Source organism: Lysinibacillus sp. fkY74-1, from assembly GCF_053165895.1.
Window position 1 is genome coordinate 2,083,618 of the sequence record NZ_CP170173.1, and the last position, 23,057, is coordinate 2,106,674.

Consider the following 23,057-nt stretch of genomic DNA (forward strand, 5'->3'; position numbering starts at 1 on the left):
GAGGTAAGGAATAGTATGTACCCCAAAATCATCATGATTTGATTTCATAAGATTTTTCAAATGAATTTAAGGTGATGATTTTATCCATGAGGGTAGATACATGTATCTCATCTTTTTCGAATGAATGTTATTGATAGTGCATTTCCATAAATTAAGTGGCATGACAGCATCGATTAAAAAATAAAAAAATTAAAAATTGGGGTTTATTAGGTTGTTCATTACGTCAGTTAATATTTTGCCGTAGGGGATGGGCAATCGCACTGTTAGCCTACTTAAAGCAAAATTGAACAAAGTTTTAGAAATCATAATATACATAACCTGCTGTAAGTGAGCGACATAAAAATAAAGCCCGAACATTGGCAAGACACTTCAATATGTGCCTTGCGCAATGATTCGAGCTACAATACCTTTATTTGAATACTGTTTTACAGTGAAAATTTATCTATTTCTTTTCTTAGTTGCTCCGCGAATAAATTCAGGTCACGAGCTTTTTCTGATACGATGTTGATACTCTTTAATTGTTCTTGTGCAGATGCGGAGACTTGCTCTGTTCCAGCAGATGTTTCCACTGCCGACCCAGAAATATTGTGAATAGAGCTAATAATTTTCTCCTTGCTCTGATTCATTTCAGATGAAAGCTGCTGAACATCACGAGCAACTTCAATTGTTTGATCTAAAGCCTCTTTAATTGTATTGAAAATATTGCTAGTGTCTGTAGCTGCCTTTGCATTTTGTTCAACGATTTCAATGCTAGTTTTGATTTCCGTTACAGCACTTTTCGAAATCGCTTGAATGGCTGTAATTTTACTTTTAATAATTTCTGTTGCGTTAGATGTTTGCTCAGATAGCTTCCGAATTTCATCAGCAACAACTGCAAAGCCTTTACCAGCTTCGCCAACACGAGCAGATTCAATCGAAGCGTTAAGAGCAAGTAAATTTGTTTGGGAAGCAATTTCTGTAATTGTATTAACAATACTCGAAATGTCTGAAGATGTTTTATCAACTTCTTGAACAATTGTACTAACTTGCTGTGATGAATCGCGATTTTTTTCCGACCATATAGAAAGCTGCTGAACTGTATCTACACCTTGATTGCTTAAATCATCAATTTGAGCTGTCATTGTTGCAATTTTTTCAGTATGCTCAAATACACGGTCAATATTGCTTGAAAGCTGTTCTAATTGTTCGGCTCCTTTTTCGGTATCGTATGCCTGCTCCTCAGTGGATTTAGCAATTTCGCTAATCGCTATACCAATTTCATCCGTTGTTTGTACAGTATCATCTGCAATCTGTAAAAGTGTTGTAGATGATTCTACTAACTCATTGCTTGTACTTTGAATATTAACCGTTATATCTCTAAGGGCGGAACGCATGGCTGTGATGCCTTGAGCCATTTGTCCAATTTCATCTTTGTGATTCGATAGCTTTACTAATTCCACACTTTCATGGAAATCTAAATTTGCGGTTTGCTGTAGCGTATTTTCTAAACTTTTTAGTGCTCTAACGATACGATCAATAATCCACCACATTAAGCTACCAATAATTAAAAAACTAGCAATGCCAATAATGATTTGAAACATTAGAACAGGTTCAATAATGGATTTGATTCCACTTTCAGGGACTCCGATGTCCATAACACCATAAAGCTCACCATTACGGTAAATAGGTTCCATAATATCATACGTCCATATACCTTGAACTTCGGCATACCATCTTGTAAATTGTTTTACCCCTTTAGTGGCCCCTTCTATTGTGTAGTCATCCTCATAGACTTTATTTAACTTATTTGAGTCACTATGTGCAACAGCTTTGACATTTTTATCAATAATAATGGCGTATGTTACATTGTCCTGTTGTACTTTTGTATCAACTAATTTTTGTAGTTCAGGTATTGGATCTGTTTCAGCATTTAAAATTGTTTCGGCTTGTTTAGCCATTTCAAAAACTTGCTCTTGAGCCTTTTCTATTAGTACTTCTTGGCTCTTTTTATTAACAATCCATACAGCTAAGCCCGCATTAACAATGGAGGCTACTAATAGTAATCCCAGTGTGAAAAAAAGTAACCGCTTTTTAATGCTCTTCATGTTTTTTCCCCCTATACCAAAGTTTCAGTGGTTTAGCCTCTTTGATAGTTAAATGTAAAATCTCTAATGAATTCAAGCAAGCTCAAAAATCTGGAATAAAGTTAATCGAAATATAATGGATAGAGGCTTTATTACTGGATAACATACTAAAACTTTGGTAGATTTATCATACTTAAAAATAGTATTATATAAGGGAAATATAAAGTCAATACAATTTGTGTAGAATAAAGACGAATTCTGTCTAAAAAACATTATTCTAGAATATATTAAAGAGTGAAGCGTTAGGCCGCCAATGGCAGATAGTGAAGATACATTTTATCGATTTTAGCCGTTTATCTTTAATGTAAAAAAAAGCACATTCTAATCTTCCATAGAAACGTCCAGTTGGACAGGAACCATTGCAAAATGTATCCGCTTATTAAAGTGTTAGCGCCAGGAGTTTCGTTAACTATTCTATGACCTTGACATCTTTGGAGCACATTCGTTCATTTTTTATAATAATAGGGTGGGTAATCACTACTATAAGTACAACATGATATTCAATTAATGATAAAAGAATCCTACGGAAAAGAAGTCTGCTTTTCCGTGGGATTTTTTGTGTTGTGTTTGGTATAGAACCAGTATCTACAGCAACTTTGTGGAGTTGTAAAAAATACATACTCAATTAACAGAATATTCTAACTTTAAATAGAACCCGATTTTAGAGGCGCCAAAAGTTCCATCAATCTATCTAACAGTTTCTGATAATTTAAAGGTATCAGGACCATCTATAAAGAAGGTTTTATAGGGGGAATTTTCGTTATACCAGCAAGACCCTAAGTCATTCTCCATAATGGGTATTTTTTTAATTCTTCACTTCCGATTTTTGTTCCACCTACCTTTCGATGGAGAGGTACAAGCTAAAGATGTTGGAACTAATAATTACATATATAAGAAAGGGATTGGTATCTTGAAGAAAATTTTGCTTTCTGGCTATTTCAGTATAATTTTTTGTGTAGGTATATTGTACGTACCTGTGTCATTAAAGTGGGGGCCACATCTTGAATTTTATGATAAAAGGTATGTTCCTTTATGGCAATTACACACGCAGGAATTCCAAGTTGATGATTATTATCCAATTTATGAGCTTGATATGATAAGAATAATTTATGAAATTGGCATAGTAACTTTATTATTCTTAATAGGGTATTTACTATTAAAGGAAGTCTTTCTTAAAAATTCATAATTATAATTCTGAAAAATAGGGTGGTTAAACGGAAAAAAGCACCCTCAACATGAGTGTGCTTTTTATAAAACAAATGGTCACTGATTTAAATTTGGGATGAATTAAGAGCATTAACGGCTCTTGTTCATTTTACGGCTGCATCCTATTTTTAATATTTAAATATTTTGTTACTCGAAGAAGATATTATTTTTTTAAATTATACTGCTCCCCCCAATCTCTCATCAGTTTGATTATTGGTTCGAGTGTTCGACCGAATTCAGTTAATGAATATTCTACTTTGGGTGGTACTTCTTTAAAGATTTCTCTATGGATTATGCCATCCTTTTCTAATTCACGAAGTTGTAACGTTAGCATTCTTTGAGTAATATCGGGCATTAAACGTCTAAATTCATTGAAACGCTTCGTCCCTGACATAAGGTGATATAAAATCACACCTTTCCATTTACCACCAATTACTGCGAGTGTTGCTTCAACTGGACATCCATAGGCATCCGGACAAGCAGTATATAAAGTTAAATTACTATTATCTGTCATAAGATAACCTCCAAAATATTTAGTATACAAATTGATACTATCCAACAAAAATGTGCGTACTTACATTAAATATATCATCGTATTATTATAGCTGATATAAAGAATTAAAAAATGAATGGAAAAGGAGCAATTTTAATGATGGAAAAAATGAAAGCTGTAGGTCTACATCAATACTTACCTGTTGATGATGCAAAGAGTTTATTAGATATACAAATAGAAAAGCCGGTAGCTAAGGATAGGGACTTATTAATTCAAGTAAAGGCTGTTTCAGTGAACCCTGTTGATTATAAAGTTAGATCTCCGAAAGAAAAATATGAAGAAATTCCTAAAATTTTAGGGTGGGATGTGGCAGGCATTGTCGTCGAGGCTGGTCCTCTATGTACATTGTTTAAACCTGGTGATGAGGTATATTATGCTGGTGATATAACTCGCCAAGGCTGTAATAGCGAATTTCATCTTGTCGATGAGAGAATTGTAGGTCATAAGCCAAAGTCATTAAATTTTGCAGAATCTGCCGCATTACCATTGACTTCAATTACTGCATATGAGGCCATTTTTGATAGAATGAAAGTTAGTCATTTTTCAAACGAAAATAAAAATAAAACAATTTTAATTATTGGTGCAGCTGGTGGGGTAGGTTCTATTGCAATCCAACTAGCTAAATGGGCTGGATTAACCGTTATAGGTACAGCTTCTAGACAAGAGTCACGCATTTGGGCTACTGAACTAGGTGCAGACTTTATGATCAATCACTATGAGGAATTTATTCCACAGCTAAAAAAAATAGGTTTTGAAGCAGTTGATTATATTCTATGTTTGAATTCGACACAAGAATATTGGGTCAATATGGCGGAGGCTATCGCTCCACAAGGAACAATTTGTTCTATTGTAGAAACAGATGAGCCAATGAATTTGACATTACTTAAAAATAAAAGCGCAACATTTGTGTGGGAGTTTATGTTTACACGATCTATGTATCAGACTGAAGATATGAATGAACAACATAAATTATTAAATAGAATAGCAATTCTAGTGGATAGTAATATTTTAAAAACCACAATAACTAAAATTCTATATCCCATTAATGCAGACAATTTGAGAAAGGCGCACTCTATTCTAGAAAATGGAAAAACCATTGGGAAAATTGTGCTTGAGGGTTTTAAATAAGCAATTGTGACTGAGGCAGTCAATTTGCTTATTCAACTAATATGGAGGTAGGGAAAAGCATGTATCCCCAATTTTTTATAAGTGATGATTTCATCCATGGGATTAGAATGCATGTACCTTATCTTTTTAAAATGAATGTGCATAAACTTTATAAATCGTCTGAGGAGTATCTCCAACTAAACCGCAACTGTAGATATAGGAGTATGTACATGTTGAAACAACTTATAAAAAAATGGAAAAATCATTAATACCGGCATATGGTTCTTGATTTCTGATTTTGTCTTCTAAATTCTGTAAAGTATATCCTTGCCATTCTTCTAAATTACCTGTATTCCATTTTTCTTTAAATAATTGATATAAATAAATCTCTCTTATTTTTAAGAAAATAGGAATTTGTATAATTATATCCTTATGAAGCATATTTTCTGTTCTATAGCCTGCAAAAAAATTACTCATAAAGAGTTCACAAAAAGAATTTGTACTGTCATTGTATGAGCTATGTTGCCAATAAGCATGATAGAAAGCTACTGCAATATCTTGAGCATACCAATTAAAAGAGCAGTCATCAAAATCAATGATAGTTATACTACCTTCCTCATTAATAATGAAGTTTCCTTGATGATAATCATTATGAATAAGCCCGAAAGTATCAGGAGTAATCGTGTATGAAGTGAGACTGTGCACCAGCTTTTTATATTTCTCGCTAATCCATGGTTCTAACTTGCCTCTAATATTAAATACATCAGGGTTTTCAACTTTCCATTCAGGACGTTCTATCGTTTGTAATTTGAAATCTTTGGATAGTGCATGCATTCTCCCCAAAATTTTACCAATTTTTTTAAACGTTTTTTCATTCCAGTGGGATTTATTTGTAACATCAATGTGATCTCCCTTCATAAATTCAAAATATGTTTTTACCCGTTCTTCCTCATATTCTAAAGGAGTTATTGGCTTGGGTACAAGAACACCTTTTTCATATAAAAAATTCATCCACGCTATTTCCTGTAAAACCATCTTCTTTGTTTTGTTCTTTTCAGAAATTCTAGCGATCTTTTCTTTGTCTTTGATATAAAAAACGTCGTTATTAAATCCTCCATTCAACCTCACACGGTTTTCTTGCATTTTGTTTCCTCCTTTTTAACTATCAATTTACGAGAACATTTTTTATTTAACATTAACCTAGTAACTTCTTTGTCACTTCTTTCGTATTAAATAATAAATTATGCGTCATAATAATAATGTACGATAAATATCCTTTTTTATCTTTCCTATTTAATAAAATGTTAATTAAATTGAAGAAATAGAATTTCGAGTGAAGAGTACCGACAGACTTCGGTAGTATAGGAGGGGGGATAGGTGATGGTATTTCCTTCAATTAAACCAATGCTTTTACATACGGGTAACACCAATGAAATAGTAAACGATGATGAAAATATCTTAAGGTTGCCTTATCCTTTTGACTAAATAAGATAATAGATTTTCTTGACCTAGTAATACTTTGACTGCTGAATTTTCTGAGTTATAGGATGTAGGACTTCTATATAGGAACCATACAGTATTTATTGATTGCGAAGGTGTTGTGCTTAGAAATGGTTACTGGTGTTAAATACTTAACTTACCATGGCAAGTTAAAAAAACAACAGCCAGCAGAGGCTGCAGGCTGTTGTTGATGCGTATTATTTTGAGTTGTTTTCATTTGCAAATCGGCCAGAAGCAAATTTTTTGTTAGCTTCAGCTTGTTGGATTTGCTGTCTGATTTGATTAACATCCGTCTCCATACCAAATTCTTGGCTCATCGAGTTCGTTGAACCAGAAGCTTGGTTTTTGTTAGCTTCAGCTTGTTGGATTTGTTGTTTAATTTGATTAACATTCGTCTCCATACCAAATTCTTGGCTCATCGAGTTCGTTGAACCAGAAGCTTGTATTTTGTTAGCCTCAGCTTGTTGGATTTGCTGTTTAATTTGATTAACATCCGTTTCATTTCCAAATTCAACGTTCATTGCGTTGGGAGTTGCGTTTGGAATTTTTGAGTTAAAGTTTTGATTGTTGTTTGCCATTAAAAATCACCTCCTGAGTTTAGTTTGTACAGAAGGTGAATTAGTATCCGTTTTTTAGTGTGTTAAAAAAATATTATGGTGGTATATCAGGTCCACTTCAATGGTATGATAAAGCTTCAGCAAATTACACGAGATTGACAAGGTGAAATTTAAAACGTATATTGAAAAAGCCTTAAAGAGGCAGATACAACTTTTTCAGATGCCTGTAGAATAGCACGGGATTCCCCGGAATGTAACTATTTTTAAAGTTGTAATCATTCAAGTTATAAAAAAGGACGGATGTAATGAAATATAATAAAACAATTATGCTAAAGCTTATCAATGAACATCGAGCGTTGCATGATGAACTAAAAAAGCTAAAATCTGAAATGGGATTAGAGAAAAATTTCGCAGTAAAAGCTTTGTATCATTCATATGTGGCAGAAGATGGCCCTTATATGAAAGAATACCAGGATTTAGAGCGATTATAATAAAAGGCGGTACCACTAAAAAGCATGTTTTGGACAATTATTATTTTCAAAACATGCTCTTTAGATTTGTTCTCATATAAAGGAGAATAGGTACTTTATTATAACAAGTCATTCAATATGGATGGCTTTTTTGTTTTTGTCTTTTTTTTGTAGGCGTCATAAGGAATGAGAACAACTGAACTTTCGAACAGTTTAGTGTCATACATAATAGAGGGTGACCAACAAAGCTAATTTAGTCAAATATAAGTCTTAAGACTGATATGGTATAAGCCTATCAATGTATTTACGAGCCTTATAAAACTAAGATATTCTATTTATAGGAAATGTTTCTTGGTTTTGGGAAATGAAAATCTTAAAATCAATCACACCTATCTAAGGAGGGAAATTTTTCATGAAGAAAAAATTATCTGGGGTGTTAGCTGCTACATTAGCGTTAACGATTAGCCTACCAACAGGAGCTCTGGCGGCTTCTGGCAACAATCAGTCTACGGTTTTGGTTAGCCAGGAAGTTGCTAGCCAAGCTCTGCAAAAAATTGCGGCAGAGAAGGCTAATCTACTCATTAAGTCTTATGAGACAACAAGTGTACAGTATGCGCTAATTGATAATGGTCATATTATTGTGTCGGGTCAGACTGGGAAGAACGATATGAAAGGAAAACAGCCGTTGACTAAAGATACCCTATATGGAATTGGTTCAGTCAGTAAAATGTATGCAACGGCGGCTGTGATGAAATTGGTCGATGAAGGAAAAGTTGATTTAGATGTTCCTGTCGTTCACTATGTTCCTGATTTCAAGATGAAAGATGAGCGTTACAAACGCATTACGCCACGTATGCTGCTGAACCACTCATCCGGCTTGCAAGGTACTGGGTATGGTAATAGTTTTTTATTTGACGATAATGATACCTTCGCCCATGACAACTTGTTGCAACAATTGTCCACCCAAAGCTTAAAGGCGGACCCAGGTGCATTCTCGGTATACTGCAACAACGGCTTTACGTTGGCTGAGATTATGGTGGAAAAAGTAAGCGGTATGAGCTTTACTGAATTTATACATGAACGGTTTACAAAACCCTTAAAGCTAAATCATACGAAAACACCGCAGGACAAAGAGGAAAACGATAAGCGAGCTGGACTTTATTTTCCTACGTACCATGGGCAACTTCCTGCTGAATCGGTGAATGTGATTGGTACGGGAGGGATCTCTTCCACAGCAGAAGATATGGTACGATTCGCACAAATATTTATGGGACAGGGACAAGGAATTCTCTCTGATAAGGCAGTCAAGGCGATGGAGCAAGAAGAATATAAAAAAGGAATGTGGCCAGAGGATGGAGCCAATATCATCAACTATGGTCTTGGCTGGGATAGTGTGAAACTATATCCATTCAGTGAGTACGGGATAAAGGGCTTAGCTAAAGGTGGCGATACAGGACTGCAACATGCTTCATTGGTCGTACTTCCTGAACAGAAGATGGCTGTGGCTGTATTGTCATCGGGCGGTAGCAGCTCTACAAATCAAATGATGGCGACAGAAATATTGCTCGCTGCGCTTAAGGAGAAGGGCACGATTAAGGAGATTAAGCCGAACAAATCCTTTGGCAAGCCAGTCAAGGCCAAGATGCCTCAAGACATAGTAAAGAAAGCAGGTTTTTATGGCAATAGCTTCAGTCATTTTAAAATAAAAATTACGAACAATGGAGAACTACTTTTACCAGCTATTTCTGAAGAAAAATATGTATATACTGCGAATGGAAGCTTTATTAATGAAACAGGTACCTCCAAGTTCAACTTCGTCACAGAGAAGAATGGTCGAACATATTTAGTGGAAAGCACATTTATAACTTTACCAGGTTTAGGTCAAGTAGCGGTTACTCAATATTTAGCCGAGAAACTAGAAGACAATGTGTTATCGAAGGAAACCGCTGCCGCATGGGCCAAGAGGGAAGGCGTTAAGTTCTATCTCGTCAACGAGAAATTTAGTTCTGCTCAATATCTCTTACCAATGATGCTTACCACACAAATTACTCGCGATGAAGAACTAAAGGGCTATTGGAATGGCAGAAAAATTACAGGTCCAAATACAGCCGCGCATCAGCTTCAGATCCCTGTGATGGCAGGCCGTGATACAACAGAATCTCGTTTCTATACAGAAGGCGGTAATGAATATATGGAGATGTCCGGATTAATATATGTCAGTGGATCCAACTTGAAATCACTGCATGCAGGCCAATCATCTAAAGTTAAGCTGCAAGCAAATGGGCATGCGGAATGGTTTACGATCCCTCAAGCAGCAGCAGGGAAAACAATGACTGTGGAGCTGCCAGCAAAGAGTTCGTTTGCCGTGTATGATGAGGCCGGACAATGCGTCAACTTTACAATTGTGAGCGGCAATAACAAAGTAAAGCTGCCGAAAAACGGAACGGTTGTATTTGCTGGTGCGCCGAACGCGGAAATGGCAATTACGTTGAATTAACTACTCCATTATGTGTGCCATAAACTATGTAGAAGATTATAAATCATACTCAAATGAAAGATAAAATGTAGGGATTCGCCAAAAAATGGCGAGTCTCTTTCCTTTTTAATGATTTTTAACTGTCTATACATAGGAAGAATAATAGGCTCATCTTATGTCGTACAACGGGGTTACTCGCATTAGATTGGCTCCAATTGTTGCTTCGGACATTTTCCCATTATGCACAGAGGCTGATGATTCTAGTAAGTAATGCGGAGGATGCAAAGTTTATAGGGTACGTGGGAGAGAGCTAGAGCAAATTAGGCATTTGCGTAGGTCGGCTAAGTAAAGAATTGAAACATAAGATGCAGTAAAAATCTACAAAAAATAATTCTTACTGCATAGTGTAGTTTTATAAAAAAGATTGATCGTTCATAATAAAGGTTGATTAAAAATCCTATGCTGATATGCACGATTTTTTTGTTCAATAAACGGGTCATATTATTGAATAACAATTTTTAAAGATATATTTCCAAACGACGCTTTGAAACTTTATTTGCTTATTTAGACTTGGCTCTTTATTCTTAATAAAGGTTAAACAAGTAACAAGAGGGGCGATAAATAGTGAGGATTCAAGAAGTAGAAGGTTATTTGAAAGGAAAAATAAATGTTGATACAGATTCAGTAGCGTCTATTTGGACAACATTTAAAGAATTTTGTGAGGAAGATATTGTAGGAGAAGATGAAAAGGAAATTTTATTCGAATGTGGTACTTACCGTAAAGAAATGTTTCATTTTTCGTTTGTACGCCAGTTTACTGAATACGAAGATGATGAATATTTAGGAATGAGCCAGCTTCATTGCAAACTATTATTTACTCCTATTGATGAATTTAAAAAATTACAAGTTACAGAATGGTCAATGGATTTTGAAAGCTTAGATGAATTTTTTAGACATATAGAAAATCTTAAAGTATTTAAAAATATAGTTAATTTAAAACCTAAAACAGTTCAAATTTATCAAGATGAATGTTAAGAAGTTGAGCTGTATATCTGTACATCCAATAACGAAATAACGTTCCCAAATAAAAGTTTGGGTAGACACATAAGCCAAGAAACGCTGTAAAACAAACGTTACTTGGCTTTTTCATTGGATATTGTTTATACATTTTTTATACAAAGGTATATAAAGAGAGTTTACAATAAAACTTTTCAAAATTTTGCAGAAAACATTGTAGGGGTGTTATATGAATAAAAACCTGTATATGGAGACTTTCTAAATCTGTATTCTTCTCAATCCATTATTACAATTGCTGGTGGTTTAAGTGAAACGATCTTCAACAATCGTGCGCGAATGTGGAGCAACACAGGTAATAAATAATCAAACTTATAAAAACCTAACTTCAAACTGCTAAAGAAAATCCTTTTTGATTAATCTTTTTCAAAAGGGATTCTACTTATTTAACGTAAAATAAGGGTTTTCGAGGTATTTTTGCTCAAACTTTATTGCCAAGCAACACTTATAGAACATTAAATAGTCGTTGATGTGTGAATCAGGTGTTGGTGGATATACTCATTAACTTGTTCAGGTCTATCTAAATTAGTTGCGTGATGGGCATTTTTAATTATTTTTAACTGTGACTTTTTAATCTTTATATGTAGATACTCTTGTTGTCTTTGAATCATCGTATCGTGGTCACCATGTAATAATAAGGTAGGACAATTTACTTTTCCTAATTCATGGCCACTTTCCATTCTCGATACGGCATTCCAAATTCGAATCCAATTTTTATAAGACATTGCTGCAACTGTGGAATAAATATAGTGTTTATTTGCTTCGTTAAACTTTGATAGTGTATGTGCCTGTATTTTTGCTAGAAGTGACATTGGAATGAATAAGCTAGAAAATCGATTAACAGGAACTAGTATCTTTTCATACCAATTAAATTTGTTTGTGAAGGGGGTCCCTATTAATGTAAGTGATTTTACGTAATCTGGATAGTGAATGGCGGCTTGTAAAGAAATATGTCCACCCATTGATAAACCACATAAATGGGCCCGTCTAATTTTTAGATGATGCATCAAACCAATTAAATCTTTAGTGAAATCTTCAGCATCTACCTTCCCGTTCGGAAGAGATGAAGCTCCATGACCACGAACATCCCAGGTGATGGTTTGATAATATTTAGAAAAATAATCCACTTGTTTATCCCATTGCTGATGGTCCCATGATGCACCATGAGTAAAAATTAATGGCTCTCCATGTCCTTTTATTTCATAATACAAATCTACATTATTAATTGTACATTTTGGAATGTAAAACACCTCTCATTTATCTAAGATAATCGTGACTAAATGTTAACATAAAAGTGATTGTCAGAGAAAATATCCCATTTTACTGCGCCCGATAAATGGGTTAGCGGCAAGACATACATAACCAGCAGATGTTTTACAGATTAGGTATAGATACAAAAAGGTTTTTGGGAATTATATCCATGTTATTAGTTGTATTGTATAATCAAAGATACAATAACTAAAAGGTGATGATTATTTTGCTAACTATATTACAAATTATTTTTTCAATCATAGTAGTATCACTCTCAACTTACGGAATTATCACAGACGATTACCAGTTGAATTTTTTAATGATATTCTTCTTAGGATTATTGATGTTAATTTTAGGGATTAAAGAATTTCAAAGAGAGCAAAAAGTTTATGGTTGGCTTTTTATCGGAGTATTTTTATTGATAGAATATGTATCCATTCAAACTTTTTTATGATTTATTATATCCTATGCACATAGACAAGGTACTACTGCTTTTGCTTTGAAACCTGCATCCAAAAGCAAGAGAGCAACGTTTGGTGGGGCTATGAGAGTGAAAATGGTAGAATTAGATTCCAATTCAATGACTCTTACATTATTATGAAGTATGGGAGATATTAATACCCCCTTTATCATATATAGCAACGGAGGACTATCATGACACCAGAGCATATTGTTAAGAAATTTTTTGAAGAAGTACGTTCAGGCAAAAATCCAGATTACGCAACTGAATTAATGGCAGACCAAGTACTGGCACACCAAGTTATTTCAGAAGAAGAATTAACGGTTAAAAGAACGCCAAAAGATTATGCTGACCATGTAAAAGAAATGGTAGAAGCGTATGGCAATTTTTCATTAGAAATCCAAGAATTTATTGTACAAAATCATAAAGTATATGTACGCTGGAAACAAGTTGGGAAGCATGTTGGCGAGGTCGATGGATATGAGCCAACGAAGCTTCCAGTGATAGAAATAGCAAGCGCAGTTTATAGAATTGAAAATGGAAAAATAGCAGAATATTGGATTCAAATTGATCGTGCTGGTATTGAAAACCAACTCAAACGAAATCAAAGTATTTAACATCCTTCGGGGTGTTTTTATTTTGCCCAGAAGAGTGGGGAAATTTACTAAGGTGTATTGTTGAATAATCTTAATAAACGGAGTCGGACCTAATGGTGGAATTACATTTATTTGTAAAACTATTCTAATGTCCACTTTGCAAATTCTTTATTAATATAGTTATACCCATTTCAGTCTAATTACCGATAGCATTTTAAGTGATTTTCCTTTATGGTTAATAGGTCGTAAAAGACACTATCAGGAATATCCTGCAAATATTGAAATGATAGGTGGAAAACAATGAATTATCAAGTATTATTATATTACCATTACACAACGATTGAAGATCCTGCTGAATTTTCAGCAACGCACTTAGCCATGTGTAATGAAATTGGTTTAAAAGGTCGCATTTTAGTAGCCAATGAGGGCATTAACGGTACTGTGTCAGGTACGATTGAGCAAACAGAGCAATACATGGCAAACATGCAAGCTGACCCATTATTTGAAGGCATAGTCTTCAAGATGGATGCGGCAGACGGGCATGCATTCAAAAAGATGCACGTACGCCCACGACCTGAGTTAGTAAACTTAGGCTTAGAAAAAGACGTAAACCCACATGAATTAACAGGGCGCTACCTGTCACCAGAACAATTCCTTGCTGAAATGCAAGATGAAAATACAGTAGTATTAGATGTGCGTAACACCTATGAATACGATGTCGGCCATTTTCGTGGTGCGATTCGACCAGAAGTAGAAAACTTCCGTGATACACCGGAATGGGTACGTGCAAACCGCGAGTTATTCGAGGGAAAAAATGTTTTAACCTATTGCACGGGTGGGATTCGTTGTGAGAAGTTTTCAGGCTGGATGAAACGTGAAGGCTTTGGCAATGTCGGTCAATTACATGGCGGTGTTGCAACATACGGAAAAGACCCTGTAGCAAAAGGTCAATTATGGGACGGAAAAATGTATGTATTTGATGAGCGTTTAACGGTGCCCATTAATCAAGTAGAGCATGTGATTATTGGTCGTGATCATTATGACGGTGAACCCTGTGAACGTTACATTAACTGTGCAAACCCTGAATGTAACAAGCAAATCATTGCTTCTGAAGAAAATGAAGCAAAGCATTTAGGTGGCTGTACAATCGAATGTACCAAGCATGCGCGCAACCGTTACATCGTGCGTCACCATTTAACAGAAGAGCAAGTAGCTCAAACGATTGAGGCGTTACAAGCAGAAGCATGAAGAGCTGTCTAAGTATACAAAACTTCGTGAAATATTTTTCATAATCTCTATAAATCTTATAGAGATATTTAAAACACTCGAATGAAAGTGTTCAAACTATCCATTTCAAATGGGACTAGTTTGCTCGCTTACGTCGTGTGTTTTTTCTTTTGTATGGAATCATAATGGACTGAGGAAGAGGGGAATAGAGCTAAAGCTGAAGCTGTTTACTATTAGTAATAACATGGGCCTTGTTACTGATGTTTAACTTTCCACGTCCTTCCGCGCTGAATAGTGGTGATTTTATAATGTAACATATCTAAAGTGTTGAGGAGTCTTTTCAAGGGGGAATAGGACAAAATAGGACCTATCGCTTTCTGCCATGAATCATTGATGATGGGTCCTTATTTCACATGTTAATCGTTTCAATATTAACATTTGTTAGTATCGATCTATTAATATTTATAGTACATTTAAGAGAGTATACGTATTTATTAATAGAAAGGAAGGATATTCATTATCTTTCTATCAAGGGGGATGTCAATAAGGCATCGAATGAAGTCAGCCTGTGGGGCCAGATAGAAATAAAAGAGAGAAAGAAGGGTAATTCCATGAAAAAAAGAGGCGTTTTCTCCACATTAGCAATAGTCCTATTCCTTTTGCCAATAATGGGATCGTTTGCAACATTATTCAATCCAACTCAAGTTAGTGCAGCTACCCTCGAGGGGACAGTTATGAGTAGTTACCAAACAGTTACCAATAATACATACACCGGTACTGTAACCGAATACACATTTAGCCTTAATGGTGTAGTACAGCAAAGCTCTACGCCGCCAACTAATGCTGATTGGGTTACTCCCTCGAACTATTTTGATAACGGTTGGAACCGTAATAGTTGGAATGAAGAGTTTACCTATAGTAACTTCGGTAAAATAACTCAAACAAACAATGCCATGAGTATTCCGGCAACCGCTACCTGGGCAACAATAAATTCTTTTCAGGTTGAAAGCACAAATCAACACGCAATTGGCAATACGATTTTTCAGTATTCCGTTAATGGCGTAGATATACTAACCACAACTAACGCCGTCAACATTCCATCTAATGCGGAGTGGGCCGCCCTTGTTGACTTTAACGATGGTTGGACACAGACGATTAATCATAGCTTTTCCAAGTATACGATTGATCGGGTCACTCCATTAGTGAAATCACTAAAGATTTCATCTAATAATGGCCATCCTGTATATGCCAAAAAGGGTGATGAGGTAACGGTTTTCTTACAAACAGATATGCCGATTGCAGTCCCTGTTTTGAAAATTGCTGGGATAGAGTTAACGCCTTCAGGAGCGGGAACAGACTGGACAGCATCTCTTGAGTTAACGAATGCTGTGGACGAAGGAGATTTATCAGTGTCTGCTGTTGTATTCTCAGATAAAGGGATTCCAAGCACTGAGCTTACGACCACAACAGATGGCTCATCAGTTATATACGACAACAGCAGCCCAAATCTTTTACATACACTGACGCCTAACCAAGCAACCAATCAAAATGTAACAGTACAGGTGAATTCAACAGATACGATTAGTGGAGTAAAGGTACTAAAATGGGCAGCCGGTACTCACGCAGAGAGTTATTTCACTACTGGTGGTACTGAATTTACTCATAGCTTTACAGCGAACGTCAATGGCCCATACACCGTCTATGCTCAAGATCATGCTGGGAATGAGACACTCCTATCAGTCATTGTCTCCAATATTGATCGTCTAGAACCAGATGTGTCACTCACGGCAAGTACAACCGCTGTTACCAATAAGGATATTGCAATAAATGCTACAGCAGTGGACAATGTGGCAATCAGTAAACAGCTTTGGGCGGAGGGGCTACAAAGTCCTGCTTATTTTCAAGCAGGTGAAGGAACACCATTCACGAATACATTTTTTGTTCCTAAAAATGGTGTATATACAGTTTATGTAGAGGATACTGCAAGTAATTTTAATCAATCCACAATCAAGGTGTCGAACATATTCAAGCAAGCACCCAAATTAACATTAACACCCTCCTTTGTAACACCTACCAATAAAACGGTGTTAGTTGATGTTGAAGTTGAGACGGAGGGAACAACTCAAGGCAATACATTGAATGCTGTCCGCTGGGCAGAGGGAGAGCTGCCAATTGCTTTCTTTGCTTCAGGTGGAGGAGCGGACATTATTGATGAATTAACGTTCGAAGTCATCAAGAGTGGTATATATTCCGTATATGCACGCGATACGGCGGGCAATGAAACCGTTGCAACGATTACGGTGAATATACCACCAGTTACAACAACGGGCCTTGTTCTATCACCAAAAACGGGTCACTTAACAGTAGGAGATACGCAAAAATTCCAGGTAGTAGAACACCTGTCAGATGGGAGCAATCAAGACCAAACGGTAAATACAGCATTTACGGTAAGCGATCCATCCATCGCCACGATGAAAAATAACGAACTCACAGCCATCGCACCAGGAACGGTGACGGTAACAGCAACCTATGGTACGTCATCCGAGACGGCAACGATTACGGTGAATGCATCACCAGTCACAACAACGGGCCTTGTTCTATCACCAAAAACGGGTCACTTAATAGTAGGAGATACGCAAAAATTCCAGGTAGTAGAACACCTGTCAGATGGGAGCAATCAAGACCAAACGGTAAATACAGCATTTACGGTAAGCGATCCATCCATCGCCATTATGAAAAATAACGAACTCACAGCCATCGCACCAGGAACGGTGACGGTAACAGCAACCTATGGTACGTTATCCGAGACGGCAACAATTACAGTGAAAAAGCCTACACCTACACCAAGTGAGCCAACGACTCCACAGCCAGTAAATCCTGTGGAACCGAAGTCAATACGTACCATAGACATTATTCGTTCTGTTGAACAAGGTATTGTGAAGTATCGAGCAAACGTTTTATTGGATGATGCGCAAATGCTAGTACAACAAATGACGAATCAAGATGCGCAAACAATTCGTCTCATATACCCAGCAGAAACTTCTAAGGCAGAGGCTTATTTGAAACTTTCAAGACATGCAGGATTATTTTTAAACAATCAAAAAACCAATTTTTTCATGCAAACAGCGCTAGCACATTTGAAGGTGCCATCTACATCATTCGATGGCGTGACAGAAGATGTATTCTTCCGCATTGCGCCCGTCAAGGCACAACAGCATGAAGTGATTCATACGAATGCACTACAAAATAAACAAATCCAACAAGCAATGCCCGACGGAGCAGTAGTTTCATTATTAGGAACACCCATGATAATTGAAACGAATCTAAACAATCGCCCCGTAACGATTACGTTACCAATTTCAGCTAAGCTAACAAATGAACAATTGGCTACATTAGTCGTTTATATAGAGCATAGTGACGCTACCACGGAAGTAAAACAAGGGCGTATAGTGGAATTTGAAACAGGCGTGAAAGGGTTCCAGTTTGAAATAGACCATTTCTCTACATTTAGCTTAGTCTATGCCTCAAAAGTTCATGAAGCGATGGAAGTGAATCGATTAGCACCTTATATTCAGGGATACCCAGATGGCACATTTATGCCAAATGCATCAGTAACACGTGCACAAATGGCAATGATGCTAGCGCGTTTCTTAACAAATGGTAATATTCCATCAACGACTGATATTTCATTTAAGGATACAGCCAATCATCCTTCAAAAGATGCGATTGAATTTGTGAAGCAAGTAGGCTTATTTAAAGGTGCAACAGAAACGACATTCAATCCAAATGGCACGATTACACGCGCAGAAATGGCTAATGTAGTGGCGCATTGGACCGAAAGTCTATGTGCACAATATCCATCAAAAGCAATTTGCCATGTCTCTGGAAATCGCCAATCATTTACAGACGTTTTGTCCAATCATTGGGCTGCAAATGCAATCGAACAAGTAAGTACATGGGGAATTATGACGGGGAATAGTGAAACGACATTTAATCCAAACGGTTCCTTAACAAGGGCACAAGCCGTAAAAGTACTCAACCAATTATTTGAACGACCGGCTTTAAAAGGAATCACAACGTCTACATTTAGTGATGTCCCTTCTACACATTGGGCCATTGAAGAAATTGAAGCAGCTGCTACAAAAGGAATAATCAAACCATAAAAAGAAACTACACATGCACGGTATGCGCTAAAGCCGACGTAACATGTGTAGTTTCTTTTTTTGTTCATGCATACCAGTAGAAAATCAGTTATACAACATGAAGAGTTCTAGCATTATGAATAAGCTTTCATAGAAATCTACATAGAACATACTTATTTCTCCAATGCAGAAAGGGAGATAGAGTAAGTATGCGGACTTTTAAACCTTATACCTACTAAAGATGAATAGCCGGCTATCTGATTTTTGGATAGTTGGCTATTTTGAACATTAAAATCTATGATCGTCCAAATAAATGGTACCCCCTCTCTTTGTTATAGTATTCATAAAAAATGTAAAAATATGATATTATATACATTGATAATATTTATAAGGATGGGAATGAATTGTATTTTATGGTAATTAGGAAATTTTTAGTGGTACTAAGTCTTCTGATATCTGCCTCGTTTTTATCTGGATTCCATAGTAATAATGAAAAAGAATTTACATATAGAAGTGATCAATTTTTAAAAGAGAACTGGGCATATAATTATTTAAAAATAGATAATATTAGAGAGAAGTATAATGTTTATGGTAAGGGTATAAAGGTGGGTCTGATTGATACTGGGGTTTCAAATTTTATTGAAGTTACAAATGGAATCAATATTCTTAGTAAGAAAAGTAATTATTATGATGATCATGGTCACGGTACTCACATAGCTGGCATACTAAAAGATAAAGAGTTCGGTATAATTCCTGATTCGGAATTATTTGTTGTTAAGGCTCTGGATAATAAAATGGAGGGTGAAATTGATAACATAGTTTTGGGTATTAATTGGTTAATAAAACAGGATGTAGATATAATTTTATTACCATTAGGGAGTCCGAGTGGTAATGAAGAATTAAAAAAAGTTATTAATAAAGCGATAAGAAAAGAAATATTTGTTGTGTCTTCTGTAGGAAATTTTGGTTTACAAGAGAAATCGGAAGTATTATATCCTGCTAAGTATAAAAACGTAATAGGTGTAGGTGCATTAGCTAAAGATGGGGATATTTGGAGAGGTACAACTTTAGGCAGAGGTGTTAACATACTTCTTCCAGGTCAGTTTATAAAAAGTGTTTCTTTAAAAGGGGAACCTCTTATTTCTAGCGGAACATCCATGGCATCTGCTTATATGGCAGGTATGCTAGCTCTTTATATTGAAAAGTTAAATAGTGAAGGTTACCCTGATGAAGGGGGAAGAATATTACAATTTAATGAAATTTTATATAAATTTACCAAAAATGGTTGTTTAAAGGCGTTTGATAGTGATATATTATTCCCGTAATAATAATTAGGAGGGAATTAAATTGAATTTTAAAAAGTTACTATCAAGTTTTTTAGTATTAACTTTGGTCATTTCCACTTTTAGTTTTTCTAATGTCTATGCACAAGAAAATACTGAAGAATTGGCCGAAAAAGTAAAGCAAGATACAGGGGTAGATGTATCTGAAGTTAGTTTGGAAAATTTTGAATATGATTTTTCTTTCTTAGTAAATGACATTACTTTTAATGAAATGGAAGAATATTTAGTTTTAACAGGACAAGATGTAAATCTTGAAGAATATACTGTTCAAGCACAGTGGGTTCCTGTGGTTGCTGGTGCACTTAGATTATTAACTTCAAAAGTTGGTAAAGAAGGCATGCAAAAAGGTTGGGCAATTGCGAAACCATATGTAAAAAAAGCGCTAGATTATGCAGATGATTATGTAATAGATGGTCCAGGTGGTGGCGGAAGAATTATTCAGGTAAGAAAGAAAAAGGGTGGAGCGCCGATTTTTAGATTAGATTACTACCCTATAAAAACTGGTGGCGATTATAAATTACACTACCATGTTGAACCAGACATGAAAGAGCATCATGTTATATTTTAAATAAAGGGGTATATATGATGAACTTTGAGGAAAATCAACATTTACATGTAGGATTTTACGATAATGGTTTTGATTTAGAAGGAATATTTTTAAAGGTGGAAAACTTGGATAAATGGTGTTTATTTTTCAATTCTACATTTTATAATATGACAATGAAAAATAACTATGATTTGTTTGATACTCACTTTGGCTATATGGTTCGGGAATATGAAATCAAAGAAGTGGATTTAACCTATGAGAAATCTAGTAAGTTATTTAAAGAATTTTTGCTAGAAGAGGGATTAATCTAATATTTTGGTTAAGGAGGATGCTTTCTTTTTGGATATGTTATGTTCTCCAAACCAACGCTTCTTTAATGTCTTTTGAATTTTTTAACAGGACAGCTAGAGGTGACAGCATTAAGAGAATCGGTCGTTTTTTAGCCACAATTGTTATAGCCTTGGATTATAAGAAAACATTGGTTTTTTGATAGTTAAATGAACATACATTATAAACAGTAAATTGCCTCAACCTTTGCTACATACACATAAAGGTGAGGAAAGCCATTATTTCTTCGTTAAAAGAAATAATGGCTTTTATTTTAGGTAACTTAGGTACGAGCATACCCAAAGCAACTTACCTTTAGTAAAATAAAATTTGAAGAGAAATTTGTCAATGAACTATAGAGTAGAGCTACCTAACATAAGTGATGGTGAAGTCTTTATACTGTGATGTTGTGATTTAATTAGTATGGATAATTATTATGAAAATGTTAATAGGAATGGGACTAGAGGGCAATGGTAGGATGGTCCAAAGATTTTTAATAGGAGGGGTTTATATGTTTATTCCAAAATATTATAAAATAACAGATATGAAAGAAATTAATGAATTTATTAACATGAATTCATTTGCAACAATTGTGGCGATAAGTAAGGGGAGACCTATTGCATCTCATGTCCCATTGCTGCTTAATCAAGATCAGGATGACTATTACCTCACGGGTCACTTAGCCTACGGCAATCCTTTATGGAAAGCTTTCGAGAATACGGATCAAATTTTAACTATATTTAATGGTCCACATGCTTATATTTCTTCGTCATGGTATGAGCAAGAAAATGTCCCCACATGGAATTATCAATCCGTTCATATTTATGGAAAAGCAAGTATGATAGATGGAACGGAATTAGAACAGGACTTAACAAAATTACTTGAAAAATATGAAAAATTTCGTGAGAATCCTGTCTTGTGGGAAAAGCTTTCTCCTATCATGTTACAAAAAGAAATAAAAGGAATAAAAGGATTTAAAATCAAAGTAGAAGAGGTTCAGGCTGCCTATAAATTAAGTCAAAATCGAAATAATACGGATTACGCAAATATTATAAAAGAGCTATATAAAGAAGGCGACCCACATGCTTCTGCAGTGGCTGAAGCAATGAAGAAAAACAGACATGACTAAAACAAAGGGCAGAAACGAGGTATTAAGAACGTTCCTGCCTTTAAAATTACTTTTAATTAGTGATTTCATCGATTAATAATCAAAAAGGCTGTCCTATTAATTATTAAAATTATTTAGCTGATTTAAAAAACGGAGCCATTGTATATTGAAAGCGACCTCATAAATTAATTTATATGTAGAATAGAGGCAAGATAAAGTGCAAAAGGGGTGTAAGTATGTGGTGGAAACTTAAAAAAATGATTGATGATGAACAACAAATTGTTTACAGGTATAGTCGCGAAAGTGATGAGTTGGATGGAGAAATTGCGTTTAATAGAGAAACTAATACGTTCCATTGCCTAAACTTAGCAAGTGGTGATACTGAAAGAGGAGTTGAACGGTTCTATCCGCATTTATGGAGAACAATTAGTAAAGAGAATGCGCCAGATGAACATTTTATAGCAATTGGTTAACAGTATTTAGAAAGAAGATAGAGTGAAAATAATCATTCTAATTTATTAAAGCATCCTCTAATGATGAGCCACCTCATAAGTTTGCGACATAAATCTGGGGAGTATATAAATAAACAAACAAAACAAAGCAGTTCAATGATGGATGGACCTAATACTATAAGTGTAATTGCGAGTTCCTTTTAGAGAAACATCAGGTCATAGGTATTTGAATTCCCAGACAGTTGAGCTGTGAGCAATGAACATTAAAAAAAGGGTCCATTTTTAGTGGCGACCCTTTTATGGTAAATGTAGTAATGGAAGTAGATAAGCATGTTATTTTAATTCGAAGAAGGAAGGTAATTGGGAGACTTTTTGTTATTGTCAACATAAGACGTTAAATTAATGAATATCACTAGCGCCTTGTGCCGACAATCATTAAAAGTATGAATAGGACAATGATTAGTGCGAATGATAAATTATCATGTTTGCCATAGTTGGTACCCATAATAAATCCCTCCCCTCTATCATCTAGAATATG

The 23,057-nt window shown here is 35.4% G+C and carries 19 protein-coding genes; 13 read left to right on the forward strand and 6 right to left on the reverse strand.

Going from position 1 to position 23,057, the window contains the following annotated elements; all coding sequences use genetic code 11:
- Positions 1-425 precede the first annotated feature (425 nt).
- Positions 426-2,084, reverse strand: coding sequence for a methyl-accepting chemotaxis protein (locus ACE1MS_RS10085; RefSeq protein ID WP_012294270.1), 1,659 nt, complete (start codon positions 2,082-2,084; stop codon positions 426-428).
- A gap of 1,408 nt (positions 2,085-3,492) precedes the next feature.
- Positions 3,493-3,843, reverse strand: a complete 351-nt coding sequence (locus ACE1MS_RS10090; RefSeq protein WP_012294272.1) for a winged helix-turn-helix transcriptional regulator — start codon at positions 3,841-3,843, stop codon at positions 3,493-3,495.
- A 111-nt stretch (positions 3,844-3,954) separates the two neighbouring features.
- Here ACE1MS_RS10090 and ACE1MS_RS10095 point away from each other — a divergent pair, with 111 nt between their 5' ends.
- Positions 3,955-5,010 carry a zinc-binding alcohol dehydrogenase family protein gene (locus tag ACE1MS_RS10095; protein WP_012294273.1) on the forward strand — a complete coding sequence of 352 codons (1,056 nt, stop codon included), beginning with the start codon at positions 3,955-3,957 and terminating at the stop codon, positions 5,008-5,010.
- 222 nt (positions 5,011-5,232) lie between these two features.
- Here ACE1MS_RS10095 and ACE1MS_RS10100 read toward each other — a convergent pair whose 3' ends face one another.
- Both ACE1MS_RS10100 and ACE1MS_RS10105 read right to left on the reverse strand, forming a co-directional pair.
- On the reverse strand, positions 5,233-6,132 hold the full coding sequence (locus tag ACE1MS_RS10100) for a phosphotransferase enzyme family protein (RefSeq protein ID WP_447402933.1): 900 nt from the start codon (positions 6,130-6,132) through the stop codon (positions 5,233-5,235).
- A gap of 554 nt (positions 6,133-6,686) precedes the next feature.
- The gene (locus ACE1MS_RS10105) at positions 6,687-7,067 is read right to left on the reverse strand and encodes a gamma-type small acid-soluble spore protein (protein WP_099805195.1); all 381 of its coding nucleotides are present in this window, start codon (positions 7,065-7,067) and stop codon (positions 6,687-6,689) included.
- A 284-nt stretch (positions 7,068-7,351) separates the two neighbouring features.
- Between ACE1MS_RS10105 and ACE1MS_RS10110 the strand changes: the two genes are divergently transcribed.
- The 3 genes from ACE1MS_RS10110 (at position 7,352) to ACE1MS_RS10120 (ending at position 11,027) form a co-directional block, all read left to right on the forward strand.
- A complete protein-coding gene (locus tag ACE1MS_RS10110; protein WP_012294276.1) occupies positions 7,352-7,537 on the forward strand; it encodes a hypothetical protein in 186 nt (61 codons plus the stop codon).
- Between the two features lie 391 nt (positions 7,538-7,928).
- On the forward strand, positions 7,929-10,013 hold the full coding sequence (locus ACE1MS_RS10115; RefSeq protein ID WP_325881990.1) for a serine hydrolase domain-containing protein: 2,085 nt from the start codon (positions 7,929-7,931) through the stop codon (positions 10,011-10,013).
- 603 nt (positions 10,014-10,616) lie between these two features.
- A complete protein-coding gene (locus tag ACE1MS_RS10120; RefSeq protein ID WP_036215994.1) occupies positions 10,617-11,027 on the forward strand; it encodes a hypothetical protein in 411 nt (136 codons plus the stop codon).
- 494 nt (positions 11,028-11,521) lie between these two features.
- Here the strand turns inward: ACE1MS_RS10120 and ACE1MS_RS10125 are convergent, their stop codons facing one another.
- Complete coding sequence (locus ACE1MS_RS10125; RefSeq protein ID WP_447402934.1) at positions 11,522-12,316, reverse strand: alpha/beta fold hydrolase; 795 nt, start codon at positions 12,314-12,316, stop codon at positions 11,522-11,524.
- 218 nt (positions 12,317-12,534) lie between these two features.
- On the opposite strand from ACE1MS_RS10125, the gene ACE1MS_RS10130 reads away from it, so the two are divergent.
- From ACE1MS_RS10130 to ACE1MS_RS10170, 9 genes are all read left to right on the forward strand, one after another.
- On the forward strand, positions 12,535-12,771 hold the full coding sequence (locus ACE1MS_RS10130) for a DUF3953 domain-containing protein (RefSeq protein ID WP_306796007.1): 237 nt from the start codon (positions 12,535-12,537) through the stop codon (positions 12,769-12,771).
- 200 nt (positions 12,772-12,971) lie between these two features.
- Entirely contained in the window at positions 12,972-13,394 is a 423-nt protein-coding gene (locus tag ACE1MS_RS10135; protein ID WP_281486509.1) for an ester cyclase, read from the forward strand.
- 279 nt (positions 13,395-13,673) lie between these two features.
- Positions 13,674-14,621 carry an oxygen-dependent tRNA uridine(34) hydroxylase TrhO gene (gene trhO, locus ACE1MS_RS10140; RefSeq protein ID WP_197148350.1) on the forward strand — a complete coding sequence of 316 codons (948 nt, stop codon included), beginning with the start codon at positions 13,674-13,676 and terminating at the stop codon, positions 14,619-14,621.
- A 590-nt stretch (positions 14,622-15,211) separates the two neighbouring features.
- Positions 15,212-18,763: an S-layer homology domain-containing protein gene (locus ACE1MS_RS10145; protein ID WP_416277764.1), complete on the forward strand. Its 3,552-nt coding sequence runs from the start codon at positions 15,212-15,214 to the stop codon at positions 18,761-18,763.
- 392 nt (positions 18,764-19,155) lie between these two features.
- On the forward strand, positions 19,156-20,067 hold the full coding sequence (locus ACE1MS_RS10150; RefSeq protein WP_281487140.1) for a S8 family serine peptidase: 912 nt from the start codon (positions 19,156-19,158) through the stop codon (positions 20,065-20,067).
- A 22-nt stretch (positions 20,068-20,089) separates the two neighbouring features.
- Entirely contained in the window at positions 20,090-20,653 is a 564-nt protein-coding gene (locus tag ACE1MS_RS10155; protein WP_281486507.1) for a hypothetical protein, read from the forward strand.
- A 17-nt stretch (positions 20,654-20,670) separates the two neighbouring features.
- Positions 20,671-20,943, forward strand: a complete 273-nt coding sequence (locus ACE1MS_RS10160) for a DUF3986 family protein (RefSeq protein ID WP_031419674.1) — start codon at positions 20,671-20,673, stop codon at positions 20,941-20,943.
- Positions 20,944-21,470: 527 nt separating this feature from the next.
- Complete coding sequence (locus tag ACE1MS_RS10165; RefSeq protein ID WP_197223993.1) at positions 21,471-22,088, forward strand: FMN-binding negative transcriptional regulator; 618 nt, start codon at positions 21,471-21,473, stop codon at positions 22,086-22,088.
- Positions 22,089-22,303: 215 nt separating this feature from the next.
- Complete coding sequence (locus ACE1MS_RS10170; RefSeq protein WP_012294285.1) at positions 22,304-22,540, forward strand: hypothetical protein; 237 nt, start codon at positions 22,304-22,306, stop codon at positions 22,538-22,540.
- A 391-nt stretch (positions 22,541-22,931) separates the two neighbouring features.
- Here the strand turns inward: ACE1MS_RS10170 and ACE1MS_RS10175 are convergent, their stop codons facing one another.
- Positions 22,932-23,024 (reverse strand): YjcZ family sporulation protein, encoded by a 93-nt coding sequence (locus tag ACE1MS_RS10175; RefSeq protein ID WP_080695193.1) that lies wholly within the window; start codon positions 23,022-23,024, stop codon positions 22,932-22,934.
- Between the last annotated feature and the right edge of the window lie 33 nt (positions 23,025-23,057).